The organism is Leptolyngbya sp. ST-U4 (assembly GCF_039962215.1).
Lineage (GTDB): Bacteria > Cyanobacteriota > Cyanobacteriia > Elainellales > Elainellaceae > Leptolyngbya_A.
This window is the reverse complement of record NZ_JAMPKZ010000011.1, coordinates 1-20393: the sequence shown is the minus strand read 5'-3', so window position 1 is coordinate 20393 and position 20393 is coordinate 1. Positions and strand designations below refer to the sequence as shown.

Here is a 20393-nt window from a genome sequence, read left to right as displayed (position 1 = left end):
CCCTCGTCTTTATCGGTCTGAAAAATTGATCTGAAAACCGTTTAATACGAGAACCGTTTGATACAAGAACCCTTGAACCTTTTCTGCTGCAATGACTCATTTGCCCCATCCTGATAAACAGCCCATTGCCGTCACCTGTGCAGTTATCACGGTTAGCGATACGCGCACGCCTGAAACCGATCGCAGCGGGCAGCTCATTCAGGAACTCTTGCAGCAGGCAGGACACTCGATCGCCGATTACATTCTGATCCCCGACGAGCCTGATCAGATTCAGACCCATTTGCAGCGATTGAGCCAGCGATCGGAAATTCAGGCAATTATTTTTAGCGGCGGCACAGGGATCGCACCCAGAGACACGACCTACGACGCGATCGAACAGCAGCTTGACAAAATTTTGCCCGGCTTTGGTGAACTGTTTCGCTTTCTCAGCTATCAAGAGATTGGCTCACGAGCAATGGCATCGCGGGCGGTAGCAGGCGTTTGTGGCTCTCAGCTCATTTTTTCGCTCCCTGGCTCGACAAATGCGGTGAAACTGGCGATGGAAAAGCTGATCCTGCCGGAGCTAGGACATCTGGTGCGGCTGCTGAATTCCTAGTCGAAGCTGCCATTCTCTTAAAGTGCCCTGGTGACCCGGGACAGAGTCACAGATCTGGAGCTGCCAGATTCCCTGAGCCGATCGCCCCAGCAAACTTCTGAGATGAGGGGTGGTCTCCAGTCCCTTGCGAAGGTTGAGTTGAGGTAATAATCCAAGCGTGCGGTCTTGCAGGAGAATTGCATCACCCACAGGCGGAATCAACCAGATTTTCACGTCCCCCATAGCCAGATGGTCGATCGTCAGACTGACTTCGACATCGCGAATCATCCCGACCTGCTGAACGGTAATCGAGCAAATCATTCCTCGATCGTCTCCGTCTGGAATTGTTTGGGGCGATCGATTTTCAAAGACAAGCGACTGTAGATCTGATGTATCGATCTGGCGTGTGGATACCGATCGAGAGACATAACGCCGCGCCAAATCAACCGCTAAATTCACTTCAGCAGCAACATTTCTAGCAAGGACATTTCTACCAAGGAGATCGCTGCTTTTGGTATCAAAAGAGTTCTCACGGTGGACACGAATTGTCTGCACAATTTGCAGCACTTCCTCGGCGGCAAGATCCGGGTTTACAGACAGCACTCGTGCCGCGATCCCTGCCTCGATTCCCATTGCAACCGCTTGAAGTCGATCGTCCTCAGCGGGGTCAACTCCTTTAGGGAAACTGCCTTGCATCACCACGGGTAAAACATCGGGGAAAGCGTCCCATGTCGAACCTGCCTGCACGAGCACTACGCAGCCCTTACCGTTCCGCCCCTGGGTTGCAGCCCGATATACTGCCACTCGCTGCCGGAGGGAAGGAAGGAGTAGATCGCGATTCAGGATTGCCCCACAAATCACTGCTACGCCCTGCCGTATTCCCCAATCAAAAATTTGCTCGATCGTGCTGTCGTCTATAAAGGGATCGATCGCGATCGGCATCAGGCTACAGCCCGGCGCAATGCCAGTCTTTCCCGTGGAAAGCATCGGTTCCAGAGAGGGTACTTCTTCTCCGATCGCAGCCTGAGCACAAATCGTTCCCCAGGACAATTCTGTGGTTTTGCTCATTTCTGCTTGCTCGAATGCCACAGAAAATTCCGAAGAGGGAGATGCGGATAAATTCAGTGGCGCAACGATTTTGCCCATTCCGGCAAATGCAGGATGACTGAGATTGATTCCCCCTGTGAAAGAATGGCTTTGCCCTACCCGATCGACTATCGCAACCCCGATCGATCGAGTTCCTGCTATCGCATTTGTCCCTGGTGACGTCAGGTTTGAACGATTGTTCAGCGCGATGACAGGGGCATTGACAGGAGCATTGGCAGAGGTTTCTAACGGATACGCGGGCAGGAATGAATCATCAGACATATCATCAGGAGACGCATCACCAAGGGACACATCACCCAGAAATGAGGCAACGGCGACGTTCGGTTCTGCCAACAGCACGTCAGGGTGGTGGATCAGGCGGTTTGCCAGCTTGAGCGGATTGACGATCGCCCCACGAGTCAGCCGATAAACAAACGCCTTCGGAATTCCAGGAATCAGCTTTACGATCTCCAGCCCTACGGCACGGGTGATGGCTGCGATTTGCTCGATCGTGACCTGGGGCTGAAATTGTAGAGCGATCTCATTGGTTAAATAGATTTCATTGGTTAAATACTCATTGGTCAAATAGAAGATGGGTTGTGCCTGGAAGTGGTTTGGCTCTTTTAATTCGGGATCTCTTGATTCAGATAGTGCGGATTCGGGCTGGGGCAAGCAATAGACGTGACTCACAAAGGCAACCTCAGTCGATTGCTCTGCAGTTCCCTGAAAGGACGATCGCCGCAGTTGTGCCATGACCAATTCGAGCTGAGCCGACTCCACTTGCAGAGCAATTTGTTTGATCGCAGGCAGTTCACGATCGAGTTCACAGCCCTGGTTTCTCACCCACTGCGCCAAGTTGCCGATCGGTCGAATTAAGCCAATCGTAAAGCGATTGGGACATTGTTCTAGCCTAATTTTTGCCCCACCCCGCAGCAGGATTTGTCCTTCCAGGCCGCTCGAATAGCCATCGGGCAAAGGAAATATCCACAGGGGCGAGGCTTCGCTGTTTCCCCTATGGGGTAATCGAGTTGAGCCTGTCATCGGGGAACCCACACCATAAAACACTCGTCAGCCATAGCTTAAACTGCTTCAAGGCAATTCATTTACTCTAGCGACCTTCATGAAGATTGAATCGAGCGAGAACGGCAATGGTAAAATCCCCTAAGACTGTATTCGCTTGCTACCGAACCATCTCCTATAACAATTTCATGCTATTGTTTCACAGCTTTCGCTCCGTTTCTCTGGCTACGCTGGTTTCCCTGGCAAGTGCGATCGCGCTGATTCAGGCAGTTCCCGCAAAGGCACAAACGCCTGCCAGTCCTTCAGACCTCAATGCTGAACCCAGCAGCGAATCGGATCTTCGTCCCCTGGCACAGGACGGAACGCTGCTTAGTCTTAACGGCGGCAGACGTTTGATGGAAGAGGCCAGCAGCGCGGTCTCTGCTCAGAACTATGCCCTCGCGACCCAAAAGCTGCAAGATGCGCGTCAGCTCTTTAATCAGCTCTCGAACTTTCATCAGGAACTCGCCGGAAGCTTTGCCGGAATTGATACCCGAATTGCTGATGACCAGCGGCAGCAGGCGATCGCATCTGCCCAAATGCGCGACCAGGCAACCTATCAGCTTGCGCTCGTCCACCGGGCACAAAACCAGCCAGAGCTAGCCGTTCCCCTGCTGATTCAGATTGTCCGCAGCCAGAACCCTACCCGTGAGCTAGGGCAACAAGCCTATCAGCAACTTTATGAATTGGGCTTTGTCAGTTCGCCGTTTCCGCGATCGGGCGGTCAGTCTACCTCAGCGGCTCCCCAACCGAACCAGGGCAATCAGCAATAGAAATCAACAGTAAAATAGGGTGGTTTAGATTCGTTTGCGCGTTTGATTGCAGGAGCGTTCATGGTTAGCCCAGATCAGGTTGAAGTAATGATCAAAGGGGGATTACCCGATGCCCAAGTTCAGGTTCAGGATCTGACGGGCGGTGGCGATCACTATCAGGTCGTCGTCGTCTCTTCGCTATTTGAAGGCAAAAGTTTAGTGCAGCGGCATCAGCTCGTTTACCGTGCGCTCAACCAAGCCATGTCCTCGGAGGCAATTCACGCTCTGAGCATGAAGACGTTCACGCCCCAAGATTGGGCATCCCAGGCAACTGCCTGATCTGAGCCTGCTGACGTGAATTGGTGAGATTGATTAACGGTCTGACCTGTTCACGCCAATTTTTCGTAGCATAAAAGCGTAAGAACCAAACCCCAATTGCTCTATGACACCCGAAGCACAGCAACGCATTGAAGATTTGATTCGATCGAACAAGATCATGGTGTTTATGAAGGGAAACAAACTGATGCCTCAGTGCGGTTTCTCCAATAACGTCGTGCAAATTTTGAACGTGCTTGGCGTTCCCTTTGAAACCTGTGATGTGCTAGCAGACTCCGAAATCCGTCAGGGCATTAAGGAATATTCAAGCTGGCCCACGATTCCGCAAGTTTACATTAACGGTGAGTTTGTCGGCGGGTCAGACATTCTCATCGAGCTATATCAGAAAGGCGAACTTCAGCAAATGGTTGAAGTAGCTCTCGCCTCCTGATTGAGTCCCTGAACAGAACAAGCCCTAACACAAAACCCTCTGATGTTTGAGCGGTCTCAAGGTCAGAGGGTTTTGCTTTGCTTATCGGTAATCGGGTTCAGATTGGGGCATTTCAAAATTGGAAGGGTCATACAAGTAACGGGTGACTTCTTCTTCAAGGCGATGAATCATAAAGGGTTCGATCGCGTTTGCGTGCCGAAGTGCCGCTAAATAGCCATCAACAAAGAGCCGAAGTTCATCGAACCGATAGCCGCGATTCCACTGCTCGACGAGGGCGTCGGTGAGTCGCTGGTAATAGCGGATCGTTTGAGTATCCTGAAGCATAAGTTAAAGATGATCCAGAATCCTACGATAATAAAGACAAAAAACACGATCAGTAAAATTTCGGTTAGACGCTTAGTTTAGTGCGAATTGCGACATTGAGCAAGATGTACTCTACTGGGTTAGAGGTCGACCGCAAATTTGCCATGAGGTAGGCACAGAAGCGATCTTCAGAATCAACGCCGAATGCACACTAAGTTCAAGCCCTATCTACTGATATACCAGATAAAAAACCACAGCCTTAGATTTATACCGACTTCCTTTATTTTATTAAAGTTTTTTCCAGTTGCTTCCCTCAATTGGGTGATTTTATTCCTGTGTTGAATTGCGCTAACTGATTGAAACTGGGCTAAAAATAAAGTTATCCTGCTTTACGGTCTGCGATATTCATTTTTGTCGGTTAACCATTCGCTCAGAATGTTTTGCGATTTGGTTTGATACGCGGTTCTGCTATAAAAGGACTTCAAAAGATCAGCCCCTGAGAAGATTCATTGTCCAACCGCTCGGATCCGTTGAGGCTAAGTAACCACCGTTACAAAACCCTGACAAAGGCTTTGTTAGCTTTGAGGAAAGTTGCTTCAACCCTGATCTGATTTTAAAGGATTTATGAAGCTTCTCAGTCCCCTCTTGAGAAAACGCTGCCGTGGGATTGGTTTATATCCAAATCGTTGAAGGCAATCCTCATCTTCGATCACTGCTAGGTTGGCATTTGCAGCAGGTCGGCTTTGGTGTGCACCAGTCGGCAGACCTTCAGCAGGCAAGAGAGGTGTTTTTGAGCCGCCAGCCCCAGCTTGTAATTCTTGATGCCGATCTGGCTGAAGGAGATGGTGTTGAGTTTTGTCGATGGCTGCATCAGGAGCACCAGGTCTTGGTGATGATGCTTTCGGCGCGAACTAGCGAAGCCGATATTGTCAGAGGGCTACGGGCGGGCGCAGATGATTATTTGACAAAGCCCTTCGGAATGCAGGAGTTTCTTGCCAGGGTCGAAGCCTTAACCCGTCGCAGTCGGACGATTGCCGCTCCTGCCTCTCTAGATTATGGCGACCTCAAGATCGATTTAGTGCAGCGACGAGTTCAGTTTAAGGGAGAATTAATCGACCTGACTCCCCAGGAGTTTAGCCTGCTCTACGTTCTGGCTCAAGCAGACGGAATGCCCCTGTCGCGATCGGAGCTGCTGCGAAGAGCCTGGCCCGACGAGATCGACAATCACCGCACGGTCGATACCCATATCCTGGCACTGCGGAAAAAAATTGAAATTGATCCCCGCCAACCGAATCTGATCCAAACGGTTCGTAATGTTGGCTATCGCTTTAACGTCGAGTTACTGGATGCCAACCGTGCCAACGCCAAGCAAAACGGCAGGCAAAACGGTCAGAGAGCAAACTCCAGAAGTCCGATGATGACGCCTCTATCGTCCTAACAATATTGCTCTAACAATGTTGCTCTAACAATATCGCTTGCCCGTCTCTGGCTCAAAGACCAGGAGATGATCAAAATCCAGCTGGAGTGACACCCGATCGCCCGGTCGAATCTGCACCGAGGGCATTACCTGAAACTGAATTGGGGCTGGGGCATCTGTTGGGGCAGTGGTTTGAGCATCTGGCAAAATCGATCGCACCAGAATTTCGCGTCCCAACGGTTCCACAAGCTGCACCTCGACCCAGAGAGAATTTGCCTCATCAGCTGAGCATAAAGACAAATGCTCTGGACGAATTCCCAGGTTAATCTGCTGTCCAGATTTCCAGAGAGATCGCCAGCGATCGGGACAGGAAAGGATTTGATTCTCCAAATGAAGCCGTCCCTCCGCATAAGTGGCAAGCAAAAGATTCATTGGCGGATTCCCCAGGAAGGTCGCGACCATTTGATTCGCTGGCTGGCTATAAACCTGCTGCGGCGTACCAATCTGCTGAATTTTGCCCTGCTTCAGCACCACAATCTGATCGGCAAGAGTCATGGCTTCAACCTGATCGTGAGTCACGTAGAGACTGGTAATGCCAAACTGCTGATGAAGCTGTTTTAGCTCGGCGCGGGTTTCATCCCGGAGTTGGGCATCTAGATTGGAAAGCGGCTCATCTAGCAAAAATACCTGCGGCTGCCGCACGATCGCCCGTCCTAGTGCCACTCGCTGCTGCTGTCCGCCCGAAAGCTGACCTGGCTTGCGATCGAGCAAGTGCTCTATCTGAAGCGATCGCGCTACGGTTTCAATTTGAAGACGAATCTGATGCGACGGACTGCCCCGCATTTTTAAGCCAAACGCTAAATTGTCCGCCACGGTCATGTGTGGATACAGTGCATAGTTTTGAAACACCATTGCCACATCACGATCGCGAGCCGGAACCTGATTCATCAGTCGATCGCCAATATACAAACTGCCCTCGGTGACAGCCTCTAATCCGGCGATTGTCCGAAGAATGGTTGACTTGCCGCAGCCCGATGGACCCACCAGCACCCAAAACTGCCCGTCGGGAACTTCAAAGGTAATTTGCTCGATCGCGGTTGCCGTACGAAAGCGGCGGCTAATTTGATGCAGGAAAACTCGTGCCACGGTTAGAATTCAGTCGATCGTTTGCGTTGCAGTTGGTACAAGAGGTTGTTTCAGCCGGAGCAGCCGTCCTGCATTCGCCTCCCAACCTCCACCAGTGGGGGACTTGCCGATTCGGGTTTGATTCAAAGTTCCTCAGCCCTAGGAGACTTTTGGCTTTCTTCCGGCTCAAAGCCCCCAAGAATGCGGAATTTAGGGGGGAAATGCAGGAGCTTTGCGGCTCTTCAAACTGCCTCTAACGTTAACCTAGCGTGAATCCAAGTCATTTTTATCAGTTCTTTTTCAAATCTGTATTAATTCAGGAAGTAAATGCTAACGCCGATCGTAAAGAAACAGTGATAAATATTGCAGCTTACAATTCTTCTCGTCAATTCGTTTGCTACCCCACAGTTTGGCATTTCTTCTCCTGTAACCAGCGTCTTAAGGAAGTCTTTTGAAACGGTAAACCCTAGCGTTAGATCGATCGGTGACTGCTGTGTGTTTGTGTTGAACGACAGGCGGAAACTGTTTTGCTAGAGCCCATAATTCACTCAATAAGCTGACATCGGCAAGCGAGAGGTTTCCCTAACCTGCCCGATCGCGTTTACAAACAATGCGGCTGTTTTCTATTAAAAGTAAACTTTAATATCAGAGCAGGAAGCCGCCTGAAAAAGAGACTATATTAGAAATCGAAGCAGCCAAGCTTCCCTGGCAGATCCAATCAGCTAGACAAGTCAAATACAAAGAGGTAAAAACTCTGTATCTATTGAATCTGTCTCGTTTAACCGTAACAGCATCCGGCAGTTTGTTGATATTTCCTCTAGTAAATATCAGAGAGTAATGTCTCTGGCTTCCATTGAGTCTGCACCGTTTAAGTGTTGGCATTCATGGTTCGATCAGGACAACTCTGGATAGAATTATATGAAGGGGGGAAATCACTCAGCAATTCTATAGCGCGGGTGCTGTTACCACTTTAAAGGCACGCTTAAAGACAAGCTCTGCCTTCAGGGGTTTAACGAGAGACACAGGGAAAACACATGGCAATTATTGCTGTCAAGGCTTGGTATCTGCAAAAGTATGAGCCAGCGCGAGAGCTGGAAAAACGTCCTCACGATCTGCGCCTAAGCAAAAATAGTTTGTTAAAGTCTGCACTGCGAGCTGATTTTTTAGAAGACAGCGAAGAAGTCAAACAAGCCGAGTGGTTTCAGCGGTATTTAGATGGCGAAACCGTTGAGTTTTATATTGAAGGCAGTGGTGGATACGCTATTTCTAATATTGACTTGATTAGCCATGAAATCTACTTTACAAAGCAAGATGTCATGGCTTCTCTAGAGCCGATCGTCTTTCTTTGCTATCAAACCGAATTTGCCGAGTCGGGCGAGTTGCTCCGCGATGAGCTTAACAGCATTCTTGAAAAAACCAACCGTCGATCGCGCTTTCCTCTCATGTTAGAGGAGTCTCATCGTTTGACGGATGGGCCTGCTCGCTTAAACAGTACCCTGATGCGAAAAATTCGGAAGAGCCTGATTTTTATCGCAGACGGCACCCCCATTTTTCAGCTCGACAGCACGCCGCCCCAACCTGTCCCCAGTCCCAAAGTCTGCGTGGAGATGGGCTACGCACTGCAATGCAAACGCACCGAGCAAATCCTCCTGACCCAGATGGAACGCCCCGACATCACTGGACAGTTTCCTTTCGATTTACCCAGCGGCAACCGTCTGGTGTATCGCAATAAAACAGAGCTGCATAAATTTTTACCGGGAGCGATCGAGTCCCAACTTCAGCGATTCAACCTGATTTAGCTCCTGCTCTAGATCAGGGTTCAGCTTAGCGGGGCACGGCAAACTGCGGCTTGAACTCGATCACGGCACACCCCAAATGTTTTTACCCAGCGTCCACCACCATATGGGCACAACGTGGATGCACGACGGTCCAAAGCAGGGCATAGTCGATGCTACCTGTCGCGTTCACGGGGTTTTTAATCTGCACATTCCAGCAGTTCAGTCTTTCCAACCAGCGGTTATGCAAATCCAACGCTGACAATTATTGCGCTGGCGATTCGGATTGCCGATCGAGTGAAAGCCATTATGAAGTAACTCAGTTTTGCTCCGCCTGCCGTAGACGCACCACGATCGCCGTTCCCAAATGAGCAGCATCGGTCTGGGCAAGCATGGCGGCTGGAATAAAATCGCACTGCTTCATTGGACTAAACACTTCGATATCGCCCTGCATTTGCCGCACCAGGTCACGGGCGATCGCGAGTCCCAGCCCGGTTCCGGGAATGTCGGTTTTTGCCTGGACGCCGCGATAGTGCCGTTCAAACAGATGCGCCTGATCTTCCGGCGGAATACCCGGTCCCGTATCAGCAATCACGATTGCCTGCTGATGATTCGCGTAGGCAAGCACTCCCACATAAACAGCTCCGCCTACTGGCGTGTATTTTAGGGCGTTGTCGATCAGATTAGTCAGCACTTCGCGCAGTGCCTTCGGGTCTACCAAAGCGGGCGGCAGCGGCGTAGCGATCGAGGAATGCAGCATTAACTGTCGATCTTGAGCGATCGCATCGGCAGAACTCAGTAGCGGTGACAGCACTTCGGTCAGCGCGTGGGGTGTGACCTGAAGCAAAGCTCCCGTGACCCAGTTGGTTCCTGGAAGCAAAAGCGGCGACTTGCTGCTGGTCAGAGCAGGGGGAGAGGAGTCTGAGGCATTTGGGGATGGAGTTACCCCAGGCGCAATTTTTGCTGGTGGTGAACTGGGCTGCTCCCAGTCCAGAGCGACTTCAAACTGTTGCAGCAAGTCTTGCAGACGTTCGCTTTCACGGATAATGCCTTCTGCAACGGAGTAATTGCTGTCTTCGGGGCGGAGTCGCTTTAGCAGCAGCTTACCAAACGTGCGAAGGGCCGTGAGCGGATTGCGAAACTGATGCAGCAGAGTATCAAATACATCCTGCCGCTGATGATGCAATTGACGGAGCTGCCGCATATCCTGCGCTGCCCACTGTGCCCGCTGGTCGAGCAGACAGCCGATCGCCAGGGTATGGGCAATTTGTTCAATTTGCTCCTGTTCATTTTCGGTCCAGGGGCGATCGAGCCGAGCCGTAATCAGTAGCCCCATCACCACATTTTCGTGCATCAGCGGCAAAACAGACTGCTGCTGGCGGAGCAGGGCGCGTTCCGCAATTTGAAGCGGCGGCAGAGCAGTTTCATCGATTGTGACCGGGGCACGAGTTGAGGAAATTTCAGACGCAAGTTTCGGCTGTTCCAAATTAACTCGGTTTCCTCGCATCAGGCTGAGGGTTTGCTCATTACTCCACTGCATGACGCCTTCCGGGTAAGCAGCAATCGGAACAAGCGGCGCATCTGCAAGTTCAGTAAGTTCTTCAGTTAAGTAAACAATACTCAGCACTGCCCCCAACCCCTCGGTCAGCAGTTGAATTTGCGATCGACAGAGGGCAATAAATTCGGGGCTAGCAGGCGACAGCATGAATGTCTCGACAATTATTCACAAAACGGCTGTTCACAAAACTTCTACAAAACGATTGTTTACAAAACTTTAGAGAAGCGAGAGTCACTACATCAAGATGAATCTGACCGAAACAAAGAAATTGTCTAATAAAGATTAAAAACTGATCAAAATGACGCAGTTCCTCAACCAAGCCGGGTTTCCGGGAAATTTATCCTGTAGCTATCCACAATAAAGCCTAAAGCCTGGAAACATCAGCTTTTCAACTATTTTATTCAGAAATCTTGCGGACGGTAACGGCTCCCTTGAAATCCCTGGGTGATTATGAGAGCATATGTGAGGTATAGATTCTCTTTAGATTCTGTATCAATCGCTTAAAAAAGTTGAAATTTCAAACTTAAGCGGATATACTTTGCAGGGTCTTAGTATTTTGTAATCCTGGTTACATTAACCTAGTTACATTAAACCCTGACTACACAAAATCCTACTGCGTCGAGAAGAGAGGAGGTAGAGAGGTTGGCAAGAAGACGTAAGCGTAAAAGTCGCCGTCGCCTGGAAGGACGGAGAATCCTTGAGTTAGTGCCTCAGTACAGCATTGAAAGCGGCGAAGAAAAGCCCGTTACTGCGGCTCGGAAGTTTATTCAGGCTGAGGGTATTCTGCCTCCTGCCCTGCTTCTGGTTAAGCGTAATGAGCATACCACCGATCGCTACTTCTGGGCAGAGAAAGGTCTTTTCGGTGCCCAATATGTGGAGGAAAACCACTTCCTGTTTCCAAGCCTTCGGGTTCTGGAAGAGGACGGTGAAAACATTCCGGTTGGTGCTGGGACTCACTAGCATAGTCCAAGTGAGAGCCTATCTTTGGGTTTGCTGGCAATCTCAATCACCTGGCTTAAGAATTCAATCTCTACAGCTTGAAGCAAGATAATCGCTCCTGTTCAGCTCAATCGAGGCGGTTGTTTGGTAATTGCCTGTATAGGCTGGGTGATCGTAAATCTGAATCAGGTGAACTGTAATTCCTTAAATCAGGTTGGGATTGAACACTATTGAACCACAAGATGGTGCAAGCAAGGTAATCTAGCATTACTCTATTTCTGGAGAAAGCTATCCAGGCAAGCAAGCGGGGTCTATATCGATCTCGCTTTTTTGCTGCACTTCCTTTGGTGCTCCTTCCTTTTGTGTTGCTCTTTGTTCTTTTTTATATTTTCTTCCACTGCTTTGCTATCAATATTACTGAATATTTTTTTGCGGAAAACTATCTCAAGATATACCGTCTAAACCTGCTTTACGATAGATAGGCTTTGACCCAGCTTGAGGGATCCTTTCCAAACGTTTTTATAGAGGAAGGCAGGAAATCTGTTGAAAAATCAGTCTATATTGAGGAATGTAAAGTCTTTCTAATCGGCACGTTGCTATGGCTTTGATTCGGATTCCTCCTAGCTGGCAGTTGCCGGAGCGCACCGTCACTCCCGAATCTGCTTTCTTTAATCGACGGCGTTTTTTGAAAGGGCTGGCAGGTGCGGGAATTGCGGGGGCTGCGCTGCCCTTGATTGGCTGTCAGAAACAAAAAGTGCTCGACCAGGCTGCCATTGCCGGAACCCAGTCGCTTGCTGTAACGCTGAATCCAGCTTTTGCTCAGGTCGATCGTCCACTGACCAATGAACTAGTTGCCGCAACGTACAACAATTTTTATGAGTTTGGTAGCACGAAAACTGCAGTCTGGCAAAATGCACGAGCGTTGCCGATCGATGACTGGAAGGTTGAAGTCACTGGATTGGTCAGCAAGCCCCAGACATTTGATTTGGACGACCTGACCCGCAGGTTTCCTTTAGAGGAGCGCATTTATCGCTTTCGCTGTGTGGAAGCCTGGTCCATGGTAATTCCCTGGGTAGGCTTTCCGATGAATCTGCTGATTCAAGCCGTAGAACCCACCGCTGCGGCAAAGTTTGTGCGCTTTACTTCCTACTACAACCCGAAGGTCACTTACGGTCCCCTCTTTCCGCCAAATCAGTTTCTTCCCTTTCCTTATACTGAAGGAATGCGGCTCGACGAGATGGCAAACGAGCTAGCGTTTTTTGCAGTCGGGGTTTACGGGCATACGCTGCCGAAACAGCACGGCGCACCCCTGCGGGCAGTGCTTCCCTGGAAGTATGGCTTTAAGGGCGCGAAGTCGATCGTCAAAATTGAGTTTGTAGACCGTCAGCCTGCTACCTTCTGGAACACACTGAGTCCGAGTGAGTACAAGTTTGAATCCAACGTTGACCCGGCTGTGCCTCATCCGCGCTGGTCGCAGTCGCAGGAACGGTTTGTCGGTGCAGAGGCAGAATTTAGCTGGACTGAGAAGCCAACGCTAAAATATAACGGCTATGGAGAATATGTCGCCTCACTGTATGCCTGATCAGCAGTGCGCCACTGGGCTCAGAGATTCCTCCATTGCTCCTCCATTAATTAAGTATGCATTGATTGAGTACGCATTTTAGGGCGCATCCTAGCACGTAGTACGCACTACATCAGGACGCCTTACGCCATTCAGGTTGCAAATTTCACTACCTCAGGAGGCTTGAATGACGCAACAAGACACAATTTTTGAGCGATTTCTCGCGCCGATTTTTCGTAACTTTCTGATCGATCGCGAGGCACTGCTGCGCTATCAGCAAAGTAAAAACTGGGAGCAGGAGTGCGATCGGTTTCGCCAGCCCGCTGTAGCGTATCCCGACTATTACCAGTCGCAGAATTTCCACGGGATTAAAGGTGGTTATCTAACGGTTGGGGCAGCCGTGACCTACGACCCGATTACGCATTACGTTTTGCCGCCGAATGAGGAATGGGTGCGTCAGGGTTTAATCGATCGCGTGTGCTGTCGTCCCCACCGGATTCTGGATTTGGGCTGTGGCACTGGCTCCACTACACTGCTGCTCAAACAAGCATTTCCGCAAGCCGACGTGATTGGACTGGATTTGTCACCCTATATGCTCGTCGTGGCAGACGATCGCACCCAGCAAGCCGGACTGAAGATTACCTATCAGCAGGGCAACGCCGAACACACCGGATTTCCTGACGCCAGCTTTGATCTAGTGACTGCATCGCTGCTGTTTCACGAAACGCCACCAATCGTCTCTTGTGCCATTTTGCAAGAATGCTTCCGTCTGCTGAAACCAGGCGGTGAGGTGCTGATCTTGGACGGTAATCAGGAAACGCTGCGCCAAACTGAATGGCTAATGCAAATCTTTGAAGAGCCTTATATTCAAGCTTTTGCTCGGGGCAGTGTTGATGACTGGATGCACAGGGCAGGCTTTCAGGAGGTACGGACAGATACTCACTGGTGGATTCATCAGGTGACGCGAGGCGGGAAACCCTTGCCCTATCAGAAAGTCACATTTGGGGCTGAGGCAGCAACTCGCGAAGCAGCGCAGGCTCACGAGGAAAACGGAGTTTGGGCAGCAGGGTCCTGAGGTTGGCGAAACTCCATGCGGTAGCGATACAGTGCAACCGGGCGCGAGGTTCCAAGCGGATTAGCAGAGGGCAGTGTCTTGAAATAGTTGGGGTCTTGCGGCGACAGATAGACCGCAGTAACCTGATCGGCGGTGATCAGCGGCTCATCAGACAAGGCTGTGGATTGGCGAGTGTAGGCAGTCGTATTTTCTACTTCATTAAAGTAAGGCTGGGGCATGCCGCGAAACTCCTGCTGAAACAGTTCTGTGGTGACAAAGCGATCGGGAGCAGGCTGCTCGATCGATCGTCTGGTCACGGTGGAAACGAGCTGACGATTACCCTGAAGAGGGAAGTGCTTTGCATCGCCTCGCAGTAAGGTGATCTGGCGATTGGGGTTTTGTGGATCAACCTTCACGGACAGCACCGATCGATCGCCCAGATAGGCTCTGGCAAGGCTGAGCCCGTTAAAGGCACGATCGGAGACAATTTCAGGACTTCGAGAAACGATGGGTAAAAAGGCAGACCAACCTCGGGGCTGAGCCGAAACAAAGCGCACCGGAAACGTGACAGGCTGATTGAGAAACTGACGATTACTCTCAAAACCAGGCGTAACCAAATCAGGAGCCAACGGAGCTACCAGATCAACCAGCGTTGTCGTTACAGTCCATTCGCCTGCAAACCAATCGGGATAAGCTAAATCGCCCTGCGCAGGTTCTGCGATCGGTTTACCCTGCCAATTGGGAAACTGAGTTAAGCGATCGCCCAACGGGTCTGCCAAAACCGTACCGCTACAAAGCAGCCACAATAGCACCAGCAGACCCAGCCAAATCAGTCGTCCTCTCCACTGCTTTAGCATTTACAAACTTCCTACTGGCTCCGGTTGCCATACATCCCCGTACTGATTTCGCAACGCTTCCCAGGCTTCGACTTGTCCGGGTGCGTATTCTCCGGGCTTGCCCCACTGCAAAAAGAGACTCAGCATGTTGTCGCCCTGCTCATCGACAAAGCGAATGGCATAGGTCGTAAAGTTACCGCGCTTGGCTTCCCCAGTTTCAAACTTCACCTGGGTAATCAAATCCATGTTCAGGTGAAACTCAAATAAATCCTGGTGCATATTGGCGTATTTGCCTTTGGGCAACTCGGCGTAAAACAATTTTTCGATCGTCCCCCGCACTTCTAGCACTGCTGCTCGACTGGTCACGATCATTCGCAGTAGTCCCAGCGATTCACAGGCTTCTAAAAATTCTTTCAGCGTCCCAGCCATTTTGATTTCCTGTTTGTTGGCGATCGAGGTTCCTTTTTTGCACTTTAAACCAAACTGCAATCGGTGGGGAGATAAGGAGAGGGGTGGAGGGGGAAAGGGGATGAGGGGAGGTCGGCTAGGCTTTGAGGCCGGGAGGAGGTGCTTTCCGTAGTGCGGAAGGGGGAGATCCGCAGCGTTTGCGGCAGCGATGATCGATCCAGCCCCTTAAAATATAGAAAGAAACCGTTAAGAAGTGTATAGGGTTTTCATGGCAGATCAACTAATTCGAGCAACAGCTGCCGACGGTGGAATTCGGGTGGTCGGGGTGATTACGACTCGTCTGACAGAAGAAGCCCGTCAGCGGCACGGGTTGTCCTATGTGGCGACCGCAGCCCTGGGGAGAACGATGTCATCGGCGCTGATGCTGGCATCGAGCATGAAGCAGGAAGAAGCAAGGGTGAATATCCGCGTCAAGGGCAATGGTCCGTTGAGCGGGGTCATGGTTGATGCAGGCAGAAATGGGACAGTGCGCGGCTATGTAGATAACCCTGATATTGAATTGCCACCGAATGCGAGAGGCAAGTTAGATGTGGGCGGTGCAGTGGGCAGCGATGGCTACCTGTATGTGGTGCGCGATATTGGCTATGGCTATCCCTATTCCAGTACGGTGCAGCTTGTTTCTGGCGAGATTGGCGATGACGTTACGCATTATCTAGTGCGATCGGAGCAAACTCCCTCTGCGCTAATTGTAGGCGTGTTTGTCGGGGCGGAAGGCGTGACAGCATCAGGCGGCATTCTGATTCAGGTGCTTCCCAAGGCAGCAAACGATGAGGCTCTGGTGGAAAAGCTAGAATCACGGCTGGGTGCGCTGGCTGGCTTTACTCCCCTACTTCAGGCGGGCAAATCGCTGCCCCAAATCTTTGAAGACCTGCTGGGCGATGAAGGGCTGCAAATCTTCCCGGAAACCCAGATGCTTCATTTCCACTGCGGCTGCTCATTCGATCGTGTTTTGGGCGCACTCAAGATTTTGGGCGAAACCGAACTGCAAGACATGATTGTCAAAGACGAAGGGGCAGAAGCCACCTGCCATTTTTGTGGCGAAGTGTACAAAGCAAATCAGCAGCAGCTTCAGCAGCTCATTGAAGAACTGCGGCTAGAGCAGGCCCACTCCTGATGCAGCCGATCAAGAAAATTCTAGGAGGGGGTCAGGGTGAATCTGCAAATCTATCTAGAGCGGCGATAGGCTAGTATTATCTGAAACCCCTGTCCGCATCTCGCTTGATGGTTCAACGGATTTGCCCATGACTCCTCCCTCAGAACTCGAAACGGCGACAGCATTTCCCTCAGATTCCCTAGATGAATCCACTGCCCCGTCTTCGATCGGCACGATCGCCCCTGACCGCGATGCTGATCTTGATCCAGACGACGATCTTCTCGATGACGTGGAGATGTCTTTGTTTGACCACCTGGAGGAACTGCGCCAGCGAATCTTTTATGCGCTAATTGCGGCAGTGATCGGGATTGTGGGTTGCTTTCTCTTCGTCAATCCGATCGTTGAACTGCTTGAGGTTCCGGCAAAGGGAGTCAAATTCCTTCAGCTTGCACCGGGCGAATATTTCTTTGTGTCGCTGAAAGTGGCAGGCTATAGCGGCTTGCTGGTTTCTAGTCCCATGATCATGTATCAGATTGTGCAGTTTGTGCTGCCGGGCTTGACTCGCAAAGAACGCCGTCTGCTTGCCCCGATCGTCTTTGGCTCTAGCATTTTGTTTGCTGCGGGTTTAGCCTTTTCTTACTATCTACTGATCCCTGCTGCGCTCAACTTCTTTATTACCTATGGTGAGGGCGTAGTTGAACAGCTTTGGTCGATCGATCGATATTTTGAATTTGTGCTGCTGCTGCTGTTTAGTACCGGACTGGCGTTTCAAATTCCGGTGATTCAGCTTTTGTTGGGGCTGCTTGGCATTGTGAACTCTAAGCAAATGACCGCAAATTGGCGATATGTGGTGTTGGCGGCGGCGGTGCTGGGGGCTGTGCTCACGCCTTCGACCGATCCCGTGACGCAAAGCCTCTTAGGGGGAGCTGTTTTAGGGCTTTACTTTGGCGGCATTGCAATGGTGAAGCTGTCGGGACGTTAATAAGGATTACCCTACTGCTCCAATAGCCATTCTGAGGCGCGCTCCCCTAAGTCGATCGGGATACTGACGGCTTTACCAAGGCGGGGGCGTTCTTTAGTTTGTTCCACGTAGCTTTCAACCTGCTCCACCCCACCCCAGGCATTGAGATAACCTGCAATCTCCTCCAGATGCGCTAAATATTCGGCTTCTGTCATGGGAAAAGAGGCTTGCTCCAGATATTTCCACATTACCTGAAAAAATACTTTACCCTGGACGCGCCTGAGCTGCACGTCAAAGGAGCGTCCCCATTTTGTGAGTAGCAGTTGGTGTAGGTCGTCTCCGGTCATAGGGCTTGTTCAAGATGCTTGTTAAGTTGCAGCCTGTCCTTGTTTTTCCTTTGCATTGTTCTTCCTTTGCATTGTAAGGTTGAAGCCTTGTATAGATAAATCACCTGCAAGAAATAATCGTGGCTTTTCGCTGCGTTCGCGACGCTGATTCCCAATTTCCTTACGCTTTTTTTTACGCGAATTGAATCAGATCATCTTCTGTAGAACGAGCAAGCCATTCATCAAAGTTGCTTAAAGTCGTAAGATCTGTAGCTTTTATCCGCATCAGTTCGTCTATTCCTGCGGAACATCAGGTATAAAAGGTAAAGATCAGTCGGACTCGAAGCGTATCCACAATCCTGAACCAAGTGCGTTTAATGCAGTTTGGATCAGCAGTATGAAATAGCAGTGTGAATCTTCAATTTGAATCGTTAAGTAGCAATGGAACTCTGGGAACAGATTAGCAAGCAGCGCATTAGACATATTGTCAATAGTTATCACCTGGATGGAGCAGAAACAAATGGGTTTGAAAGCTATTTGAACGACCTGCTGGAACAGTATCCGCGACCTTTGATTGAACTCGCCCTGATCGAAACCCTGATCGATCGCTGGCTTACCGTTCCCCTGGTCAGAGGCATTGAGTTTTTAACTCAGGCGCACCAGAAACTCAAAGACTGGGAAAGCCAGCCGATCGTCAGCACGATCACGCCCGAACAGTTTCATCAGATCGCCGGACTTGATCCCACTCCGATTTTTGGTTCTTCAGAGTATCCGCCGACCTGCCCGATCGTGCGACCGAGCTGAAATTTGCGATCTGGCAACGACTGCAATTCCCCATACAGAGATCTGCTGTTGTTGCAGGGCTTGAACCGCCGCTCTCGCCGTAGCTCCCGTGGTGTAAATGTCATCAATGAGCAAAACCCTGGACGGAGCCGATCGCGAAAATCGTCCTGCTCGAAAAGCGTTGCTCAAGTTTTGTTCCCGGGCTGTGGAAGTCAGCCGAAACTGGGCTTCGGTCAATCGCACTCGGATTAAGCCTTCTCGCTGCAAGGGCAGCCCGGTTCGATCACAAAATGCCTCTGCCAGCCGTTCTGCCTGATTAAACCCACGCTGCCGCTGTTTCTCGGCATGAAGCGGAATCGGAACGATCGAAAGCGGCTCAACGTTCGGCAAAGTCTTGAGCCAGGCTTGGGCGAGTCGATCGCCGAGCGGACGCGCCAACTGTGGCTGGTTGTGATATTTCAAGGCAGCGATCGTCCGTTTTAACGCACCGCCATAGTTTCCCCAGGTAAATACCGAAATTTCTTGAAGTTGTCCGGTTGGCTGACAGTCTAAGGAAAAATGCGCTGAACAACCCACCTGGCACCGATCGACCTGATGCCAGCAGTCCGGACAAAGCGCAGACGCGGTAAGCCGATCGCATAAGGGACAGGGCTTTTGCAGCAGCCAGTCGAGCAGGGTTGCTCCCTGGTTTAGCCCGGTGCGAAACAGTTTTTTCATGCTGACTTGTGGGATTGACTTGCCTGATCAACGGCTTGACCAACTGGACTAATGCTCTGTTCCGGGCGCGCTCGATCGCATTTGATAACCAGGGCTTAAATGTTAAATCACTCGATCGACAGTAGACAGAGGGGTGATTGAGATGGCTAGAATATAGTTCACAAATCTATAGTTCCACTTTTAGTTAGGGGATTTACTATAGGTTGTTATCTTCCCCTGTTTGCGTGGAAGGATAGTTGGTATCATCGATCGCTAGATTGCAGTTGCAATGGCTGAGAAAGATCTTAAAGACCTGCTCGATTCGAGCATAGATCTGGAATAAATAGATCTGGAACTGATTAAACCTTTGTAACTGAAACGAACTCTACTGAATCTGAGGACTTACATCAACTACACATGGCTTTGACCAAACCCAGTCGAGATTTACCGACAATCAACGAACGAATTCGATTCCCCAAGATCCGTGTGATTGACAGCGATGGTGGACAGCTCGGAATTATGGTCCCCCGCGATGCCCTGCGCCTTGCCGAAGAAAAAGAGCTTGACCTTGTACTAGTTAGCGACAAAGCAGATCCGCCAGTCTGCCGCATTATGGACTATGGCAAGTTTAAGTTTGAGCAGGAAAAGAAAGCGCGTGAAGCTCGCAAAAAGCAGCATACTTCTGATGTGAAAGAAGTGAAGATGCGCTACAAGATCGAGGATCACGATTATCAGGTGCGGGTAAACCAGGCGGAGAAGTTCCTCAAAGCCGGCGACAAGGTTAAAGCAACAATTATGTTTCGCGGGCGAGAAATTCAGCACAGCGACCTGGCTGAAGAACTGCTCAAGCGCATGGCAAAAGATTTGGACAGCGTAGCTGAAGTGCAGCAGGCTCCCAAGCGCGAAGGACGCAACATGATGATGATGCTCTCACCAAAGCGATAACCCTACCATCGCGGCTAATATTGCCTTGTTTTGCTTGATCGATAAGGCTTTCAATAAAGCGATCGAAGGCTCTGTCTCACTGAGGCAGGGCTTTTTTAATATGGCTCCGGAAGAAGAACTGGTCAGCCGGGAAAGGGGGCAGAGTCATGCATTGCCATACAACGTAGGCAAGATCAGAGATTTTGCAAGATAGCCTGTAAGAGGATGTTTAGAAATACGGAAGAGGTTGCAAAAGACTCAGGCTAGCTTGCGTAACATCAATCGAATCATCGCAAGGTAGATGAAGGTTTCTGAGGAGGCAGGTAAACGTTCGTAA

General features: G+C 50.4%; 22 protein-coding genes. 14 read left to right on the top strand and 8 right to left on the bottom strand.

Features of this window, described 5'->3' with window-relative positions; all coding sequences use genetic code 11:
- Positions 1 to 91 precede the first annotated feature (91 nt).
- Complete coding sequence (locus tag NDA02_RS16515) at positions 92 to 595, top strand: MogA/MoaB family molybdenum cofactor biosynthesis protein (RefSeq protein ID WP_348248325.1); 504 nt, start codon at positions 92 to 94, stop codon at positions 593 to 595.
- On the opposite strand, the gene NDA02_RS16510 is transcribed toward NDA02_RS16515, so the two are convergent.
- Entirely contained in the window at positions 563 to 2701 is a 2139-nt protein-coding gene (locus NDA02_RS16510) for a proprotein convertase P-domain-containing protein (protein WP_348255312.1), read from the bottom strand. The two genes, NDA02_RS16515 and NDA02_RS16510, sit on opposite strands and share 33 nt — an antisense overlap.
- A gap of 167 nt (positions 2702 to 2868) precedes the next feature.
- On the opposite strand from NDA02_RS16510, the gene NDA02_RS16505 reads away from it, so the two are divergent.
- The 3 genes from NDA02_RS16505 (at position 2869) to grxD (ending at position 4237) form a co-directional block, all read left to right on the top strand.
- Positions 2869 to 3492: a hypothetical protein gene (locus NDA02_RS16505; protein WP_190794633.1), complete on the top strand. Its 624-nt coding sequence runs from the start codon at positions 2869 to 2871 to the stop codon at positions 3490 to 3492.
- Positions 3493 to 3552: 60 nt separating this feature from the next.
- Positions 3553 to 3810, top strand: a complete 258-nt coding sequence (locus NDA02_RS16500) for a BolA/IbaG family iron-sulfur metabolism protein (protein WP_190794632.1) — start codon at positions 3553 to 3555, stop codon at positions 3808 to 3810.
- 103 nt (positions 3811 to 3913) lie between these two features.
- Positions 3914 to 4237 (top strand): Grx4 family monothiol glutaredoxin, encoded by a 324-nt coding sequence (gene grxD / locus NDA02_RS16495; protein WP_190794631.1) that lies wholly within the window; start codon positions 3914 to 3916, stop codon positions 4235 to 4237.
- Positions 4238 to 4318: 81 nt separating this feature from the next.
- On the opposite strand, the gene NDA02_RS16490 is transcribed toward grxD, so the two are convergent.
- Positions 4319 to 4561, bottom strand: a complete 243-nt coding sequence (locus NDA02_RS16490; RefSeq protein ID WP_190794630.1) for a DUF6761 family protein — start codon at positions 4559 to 4561, stop codon at positions 4319 to 4321.
- Positions 4562 to 5201: 640 nt separating this feature from the next.
- Here NDA02_RS16490 and NDA02_RS16485 point away from each other — a divergent pair.
- The gene (locus NDA02_RS16485) at positions 5202 to 5978 is read left to right on the top strand and encodes a winged helix-turn-helix domain-containing protein (protein ID WP_190794205.1); all 777 of its coding nucleotides are present in this window, start codon (positions 5202 to 5204) and stop codon (positions 5976 to 5978) included.
- Between the two features lie 24 nt (positions 5979 to 6002).
- Here NDA02_RS16485 and NDA02_RS16480 read toward each other — a convergent pair whose 3' ends face one another.
- On the bottom strand, positions 6003 to 7103 hold the full coding sequence (locus NDA02_RS16480; RefSeq protein ID WP_190794204.1) for a sn-glycerol-3-phosphate ABC transporter ATP-binding protein UgpC: 1101 nt from the start codon (positions 7101 to 7103) through the stop codon (positions 6003 to 6005).
- Between the two features lie 1013 nt (positions 7104 to 8116).
- On the opposite strand from NDA02_RS16480, the gene NDA02_RS16475 reads away from it, so the two are divergent.
- A complete protein-coding gene (locus NDA02_RS16475; RefSeq protein ID WP_190794203.1) occupies positions 8117 to 8881 on the top strand; it encodes a hypothetical protein in 765 nt (254 codons plus the stop codon).
- 76 nt (positions 8882 to 8957) lie between these two features.
- A complete protein-coding gene (locus NDA02_RS16470) occupies positions 8958 to 9119 on the top strand; it encodes a GMC oxidoreductase (RefSeq protein ID WP_347277923.1) in 162 nt (53 codons plus the stop codon).
- Between the two features lie 57 nt (positions 9120 to 9176).
- Here the strand turns inward: NDA02_RS16470 and NDA02_RS16465 are convergent, their stop codons facing one another.
- Positions 9177 to 10562, bottom strand: a complete 1386-nt coding sequence (locus NDA02_RS16465) for an ATP-binding protein (protein ID WP_190794202.1) — start codon at positions 10560 to 10562, stop codon at positions 9177 to 9179.
- Between the two features lie 495 nt (positions 10563 to 11057).
- Here NDA02_RS16465 and NDA02_RS16460 point away from each other — a divergent pair, with 495 nt between their 5' ends.
- From NDA02_RS16460 to NDA02_RS16450, 3 genes are all read left to right on the top strand, one after another.
- Positions 11058 to 11375 (top strand): DUF3155 domain-containing protein, encoded by a 318-nt coding sequence (locus NDA02_RS16460; protein WP_190794201.1) that lies wholly within the window; start codon positions 11058 to 11060, stop codon positions 11373 to 11375.
- 577 nt (positions 11376 to 11952) lie between these two features.
- Positions 11953 to 12936: a protein-methionine-sulfoxide reductase catalytic subunit MsrP gene (msrP, locus tag NDA02_RS16455; protein WP_190794200.1), complete on the top strand. Its 984-nt coding sequence runs from the start codon at positions 11953 to 11955 to the stop codon at positions 12934 to 12936.
- A 166-nt stretch (positions 12937 to 13102) separates the two neighbouring features.
- Complete coding sequence (locus NDA02_RS16450; RefSeq protein ID WP_190794199.1) at positions 13103 to 13990, top strand: class I SAM-dependent methyltransferase; 888 nt, start codon at positions 13103 to 13105, stop codon at positions 13988 to 13990.
- On the opposite strand, the gene NDA02_RS16445 is transcribed toward NDA02_RS16450, so the two are convergent.
- Both NDA02_RS16445 and NDA02_RS16440 read right to left on the bottom strand, forming a co-directional pair.
- The gene (locus NDA02_RS16445; protein WP_348255309.1) at positions 13954 to 14826 is read right to left on the bottom strand and encodes a DUF6816 family protein; all 873 of its coding nucleotides are present in this window, start codon (positions 14824 to 14826) and stop codon (positions 13954 to 13956) included. The genes NDA02_RS16450 and NDA02_RS16445 overlap by 37 nt on opposite strands.
- Positions 14827 to 15234, bottom strand: coding sequence for a ChuX/HutX family heme-like substrate-binding protein (locus NDA02_RS16440; protein ID WP_190794197.1), 408 nt, complete (start codon positions 15232 to 15234; stop codon positions 14827 to 14829). It lies immediately after the preceding gene.
- Between the two features lie 247 nt (positions 15235 to 15481).
- On the opposite strand from NDA02_RS16440, the gene hslO reads away from it, so the two are divergent.
- Positions 15482 to 16387 (top strand): Hsp33 family molecular chaperone HslO, encoded by a 906-nt coding sequence (gene hslO, locus NDA02_RS16435; RefSeq protein ID WP_348248317.1) that lies wholly within the window; start codon positions 15482 to 15484, stop codon positions 16385 to 16387.
- Positions 16388 to 16514: 127 nt separating this feature from the next.
- The gene (gene tatC, locus NDA02_RS16430; protein WP_190794195.1) at positions 16515 to 17348 is read left to right on the top strand and encodes a twin-arginine translocase subunit TatC; all 834 of its coding nucleotides are present in this window, start codon (positions 16515 to 16517) and stop codon (positions 17346 to 17348) included.
- Positions 17349 to 17359: 11 nt separating this feature from the next.
- Here tatC and NDA02_RS16425 read toward each other — a convergent pair whose 3' ends face one another.
- The gene (locus NDA02_RS16425; RefSeq protein ID WP_190794194.1) at positions 17360 to 17674 is read right to left on the bottom strand and encodes a DUF3067 family protein; all 315 of its coding nucleotides are present in this window, start codon (positions 17672 to 17674) and stop codon (positions 17360 to 17362) included.
- A gap of 420 nt (positions 17675 to 18094) precedes the next feature.
- Here NDA02_RS16425 and NDA02_RS16420 point away from each other — a divergent pair, with 420 nt between their 5' ends.
- On the top strand, positions 18095 to 18457 hold the full coding sequence (locus tag NDA02_RS16420; RefSeq protein ID WP_190794193.1) for a hypothetical protein: 363 nt from the start codon (positions 18095 to 18097) through the stop codon (positions 18455 to 18457).
- Here the strand turns inward: NDA02_RS16420 and NDA02_RS16415 are convergent.
- Complete coding sequence (locus NDA02_RS16415; RefSeq protein WP_190794192.1) at positions 18416 to 19153, bottom strand: ComF family protein; 738 nt, start codon at positions 19151 to 19153, stop codon at positions 18416 to 18418. The genes NDA02_RS16420 and NDA02_RS16415 overlap by 42 nt on opposite strands.
- A gap of 396 nt (positions 19154 to 19549) precedes the next feature.
- Between NDA02_RS16415 and infC the strand changes: the two genes are divergently transcribed.
- A complete protein-coding gene (gene infC, locus NDA02_RS16410) occupies positions 19550 to 20077 on the top strand; it encodes a translation initiation factor IF-3 (RefSeq protein ID WP_190794191.1) in 528 nt (175 codons plus the stop codon).
- The last annotated feature ends 316 nt before the right edge of the window (positions 20078 to 20393 follow it).